At 63.9% G+C, this 4221-nt stretch carries 5 protein-coding genes and 1 pseudogene; all 6 read left to right on the top strand.

All coding sequences use genetic code 11. From position 1 onward, the window contains the following. Nucleotides 1-168 (top strand): annotated as a pseudogene (locus EN991_RS41110) (allophanate hydrolase); the annotation flags it as partial. 247 nt (nucleotides 169-415) lie between these two features. Then, the gene (locus EN991_RS25535; RefSeq protein ID WP_013533156.1) at nucleotides 416-1168 is read left to right on the top strand and encodes an ABC transporter ATP-binding protein; all 753 of its coding nucleotides are present in this window, start codon (nucleotides 416-418) and stop codon (nucleotides 1166-1168) included. Beyond that, on the top strand, nucleotides 1165-1899 hold the full coding sequence (locus EN991_RS25530) for an ABC transporter ATP-binding protein (protein WP_013533157.1): 735 nt from the start codon (nucleotides 1165-1167) through the stop codon (nucleotides 1897-1899). Before EN991_RS25535 ends, EN991_RS25530 begins: the two co-directional genes overlap by 4 nt. Further along, nucleotides 1853-2806 (top strand): branched-chain amino acid ABC transporter permease, encoded by a 954-nt coding sequence (locus tag EN991_RS25525; protein ID WP_245461077.1) that lies wholly within the window; start codon nucleotides 1853-1855, stop codon nucleotides 2804-2806. Before EN991_RS25530 ends, EN991_RS25525 begins: the two co-directional genes overlap by 47 nt. Further along, nucleotides 2775-3902 carry a branched-chain amino acid ABC transporter permease gene (locus EN991_RS25520; protein WP_127369803.1) on the top strand — a complete coding sequence of 376 codons (1128 nt, stop codon included), beginning with the start codon at nucleotides 2775-2777 and terminating at the stop codon, nucleotides 3900-3902. The genes EN991_RS25525 and EN991_RS25520 overlap by 32 nt, the downstream gene beginning before the upstream one ends. Nucleotides 3903-3944: 42 nt before the next feature. Continuing rightward, the coding region (locus tag EN991_RS25515; protein WP_164769363.1) for an ABC transporter substrate-binding protein at nucleotides 3945-4221 on the top strand (277 nt) is incomplete at its 3' end.

Genomic DNA, 4221 nt, shown 5'->3' with positions numbered 1-4221 from the left:
GGGTATATGATGCTGGGCGTGGTGATATCGGCCGACATGGACCTTATCGCCCAACTCCAGCCGCACACCCCGGCGCGCTTCGTTCCGGTGACGCTGGAAGACGCGCTTGCCGCGCGAACCGAACAGCGCGGCGCGCTGGCGCGCGCTGAAGGGCATCTGGCCGGCTGACGTCAGCCGGGAATGCCGGCGGAGGAGCCGGAGGCGAGGAGATCGGCCGGCCAAAACCGACCGCGCGTGGCGGAAGACAAAATCCGGTGCGCGAAACGACAAGACGACGCCGGGCAACGGCGTGAATTTGGCACCCGAGCAGTCCGCTAGAGACCGCCGGAACCGACAGGGGAAGACATTTGCAACGTGGCTGGCCGCAAGGCCGGATGCTTCGCGCCTTTCCGTCGGTAGAAAGAAGGAAAGGGTCATGAGTCATCTGAGCGCGGAGAACGTCTCGGTATCGTTTGCGGGGCTGAAGGCCCTGTCATCGGTAGACCTCCAAATTACGCCCGGCCGCATCAGTGGCCTCATCGGCCCGAATGGCGCTGGCAAGACCACGCTCGTCAACGTGCTGACCGGCTTCCAGGCACCGACGGAAGGCACCATCAAGCTCGACGGGGAAGCACTCACGGGTCTCAAGCCGCATCAGGTCCGGCGGCGCGGCATTGCCCGCACCTTTCAGGGTGGGCGGCTCTTCCGCGACCTGCCTGTGCTGGACAATTTGGAGGTAACGGGCGTTGGCCTGGGAATGAGCCGGCGCGCTGCCATCGCCGAAGCGGAAGCGATGCTCGACTGGATAGGCATCGGTGCGCTGGGTACCCGCATCGCCGGAACGTTGCCATACACGGACGAGCGCCGCGTCGCCATTGGCCGCGCCTTGATGGGACGGCCCGCATACATCCTGCTCGACGAGCCCGCGGCTGGCATGAGCGCACTGGAGGCGCGGGAGCTTTCCGCCCTGATAAGACACATCGCCAGCGATCTCGGCTGTGGTGTCCTGCTCATCGAGCACAATGTCGGGCTGGTGCTCGGCCTTTGCCAGCATATCGTCGTGCTCGATTCCGGAGCGATCATCGAGGAAGGACCGCCTGCCGCGATCCGCGACAGCGAGAAGGTGCGCCACGCCTATATGGGCACGGCCGCGAACACCGACCTGCCTGTGCTGGAGGCGATGGAATGAGCCTGCTCGCCCTTTCCGATATCACCATCCGCTACAGCCGTCTCACGGCGGTCCGCAATGTCTCCTTCTCCATGGACGAGGGAGAAATCCTGTTCATCACCGGCCCGAACGGAGCCGGGAAGTCTTCGCTGCTGCGCGCGATTGCCGGTGTTACGCCGGTGGCGGGCGGCCGGATCGACCTTGCTGGTCATGAGATCACCGGCCAGGCGCCGGAGAACATCGCCCGGCTCGGATTCTCCATGGTGCCGGAGGGGCGCGATGTCTTCGGCTCGCTGACGACCGAAGAGAACCTTCTGGTCGGAACCGGCATGCATGCCCGCGAACGCGGCTGGCGCAGCCGAGCGGCCGACGAACTCGAAGCCGTCTACGCAACCTTCCCGATGCTGAAAGAGAGGCGGCACGGGCAGGCGGGATTGCTGTCCGGCGGGCAGCAGCAAATGCTGGTCATCGGCCGCGCGCTGATGACCAATCCGCGGCTTGTAGCCATCGACGAGCCTTCACTGGGCCTCGCCCCCAACATCAACGACCAGGTCTACGAGCGGCTGATCGCGCTGCGTGCGCAGCGCCAGCTCACGCTCCTGATCGTTGAGCAGAGCTCGGCCCGGGCGATGATGGTGGGCGGGCGGATGATCCTGATGCGTGGCGGACAGATCGTGCTCGATGGCGACGCGCGGACGCTCGGCAATGGCGAGGCGATCCAGGCTGCCTATTTCGGCTACGAGGACAATTGAGATGCTTCAGATCCTGTTCGACGCACTCTCGCTTGGTTCGCTCTATGCGCTCGGGGCGCTCGGCATTGCCCTCATCTTCGGCGTCATGCGGCTCGTGAACTTCGCGCATGGCGACGTCATCGCCTTCTGCGTCTTCGCCCTGTTATGGCCGTCTACGGACGCAATGGCCATCGTCTTCGCCGGCCAATTGCCGTGGTACCTGCTGTTGCCATTCGTGCTCCTCTGCGGGGCCGGGCTGTCGGTGCTGTGCGAAATCGTCGTCTTCAGGCGGTTCCGTCAGGCAAATCCGGCAACCATGATGATCGCCTCCTTCGCGCTCGGTTTCGTCATTCGCTACTTCCTGCTCATGCTTTTCTCCAGTCGGCCGAAATCGATCTCGCTGCTGCCCGAACTGTCCCAGCCGGTGGAGATCCTTGGTGCCAGGCTTCCCCTCCTCCAGCTCATAACGATCGTGGCCACGATGGTCATCCTGATCGGCCTGACACTGTTCCTGCGTCAAACCCGCTTCGGCCTGGAGATGCGGGCGGCGGCCGAGAACTTCTCGATGGCCCGAATGCTGGGTGTGCGTGCGAACCGGGTTATCATGGGCGCGTTCGCCCTCTCCGGCGCGTTGGCCGCCGCCATTGCACTGATCTTTGGCGCCCAGACAGGCACGCTGGACATCCAGATGGGCGCCTCGATCATGTTGATGGCCTTCATCGCCACCGTCATTGGCGGCCTCGGCAGCCTCGGGGGAGCCGTGCTCGCCGGCTTCCTGCTGGGTGCCGCCTCGGTGATCATGCAAGTCATGCTGCCCATCGACGCCCGGCCATTCCGCGATGCCTTTGTCTATGGAGCGGTCATCCTCGTCCTCCTCTTCCGCCCACAGGGTCTTATTGCCGCGCGCGGCACCAAGGAAAGGATCTGATTTCAGGGGTGTCGCCGCCTCCCTCACCAACTCTACCGCTGCCGGTGCCCCGGCTGCCGAGCGAAAGCCCGCCCGCTTCGCGCTTGCCCGCCGCACAATCCTGACACCGGTCCTGCTTTCTCTGCTGCTGCTGGCCATCGCGCTGATCACGGTGATGACCGGATCGCGGCCCTTCAACCAGACGGTGATCGACGTGTTCGTCCGTGTCATCCTCGTCGTGGGCCTATACATCTTTATCGGGAATTCGGGCGTTCTCAGCTTCGGGCATATCGGCTTCACCTGCCTTGGCGCCTACGCGGCCGCGTGGCTCACCATCAATCCGATGATGAAACGCGGTTCGCTGCCGGGACTGCCCGAATGGCTGCTGGCGACCCGATTGCCGTACTGGCAATCGGCTACGCTGGCAGCATTGTTCGCCGCCCTCGCCGCTCTCATCTTCGGGCGGGTGCTGATGCGATTATCGGGCATCGCGGCTTCGATCGCGACCTTCGCGATGCTCGCCATGATCAACACAATTTATTCCAACTGGGAGAGCGTGACCGGAGCGACCTCATCGGTCGTCGGCATTCCGATCGTACGCGTGATCTGGCCGTATCTCATCGGCGCCGTGGTCGCGATCTTCATCGCCTGGGCGCACGCGATCTCCCGGTCCGGCCTGGCCCTTCGTGCTGCCCGCGACGAGCCCACCGCCGCCGCGGCTTCCGGTATCGACATTCCCAGGGAAAGATTGGTGGCATTCGTCATATCAGGCGCGGTGATGGGGCTGGGCGGTGCGCTCATGGCTCATTCCATCGGCGTGGTCACACCCGACACATTCTATCTCGGTCTCACCTTCATCACCCTTTCCATGCTCGTTGTCGGCGGCATGGGCAGCCTGTCGGGGGGTGTGGTGGGTGTCGTCCTGCTGTCCGCCCTCATCCAGGCGCTGCGCTGGCTGGAGGCAGGCGTATCGCTCGGCGAGTCCACTTTCGCCCTCCCGAAAGGGGTTCAGGAAATAGCCCTCGGCGTCATCATGATCGTGATCCTCGCGCTTCGCCCATCCGGACTCATGGGCAACCGCGAGATCACCTTACCCCGCAGCAGTCGCAACAAGTGACCGGCGGCACAAGCCCGACCGGAAAACAAAAAGGAGACGTGCATGACATACAAAATGAGAATTGTCGCAACCGCTCTGGCCTCGATGTCCATCGCATACCCGGCCCTGGCCGATGACAAGACCATCGTCATCGGCTTCGCCACTGCGGAGTCGGGCTTCATGGAAGCCTATGACAAGCCTGCGCAGGAGGCGGCCTTGATCCGCATCGACGAGATCAATGCGGCTGGCGGTCTGCTTGGAAAGCAGATCAAGGTCGTCAAGGCCGACACCAAGTCCGACCGGGCCGAAGGCGCCAAGGCGGGCCTCTCCGTGCTCGACC

The sequence above is a fragment of the Mesorhizobium sp. M7A.F.Ca.US.005.03.2.1 genome (assembly GCF_003997795.1).
Classification (GTDB): Bacteria; Pseudomonadota; Alphaproteobacteria; order Rhizobiales; family Rhizobiaceae; genus Mesorhizobium; species Mesorhizobium ciceri.
The sequence above is the reverse complement of the archived record's forward strand: the minus strand, read 5'-3'. Positions and strand labels throughout refer to the sequence as shown.

What these genes read in the sequence shown, in the direction of transcription:
- EN991_RS25535 (WP_013533156.1), top strand. Translation starts at nt 416, where the DNA reads ATGAGTCATCTGAGCGCGGAGAACGTCTCGGTATCGTTTGCGGGGCTG.
- EN991_RS25530 (WP_013533157.1), top strand. Translation starts at nt 1,165, where the DNA reads ATGAGCCTGCTCGCCCTTTCCGATATCACCATCCGCTACAGCCGTCTC.
- EN991_RS25525 (WP_245461077.1), top strand. Translation starts at nt 1,853, where the DNA reads ATGGCGAGGCGATCCAGGCTGCCTATTTCGGCTACGAGGACAATTGAG.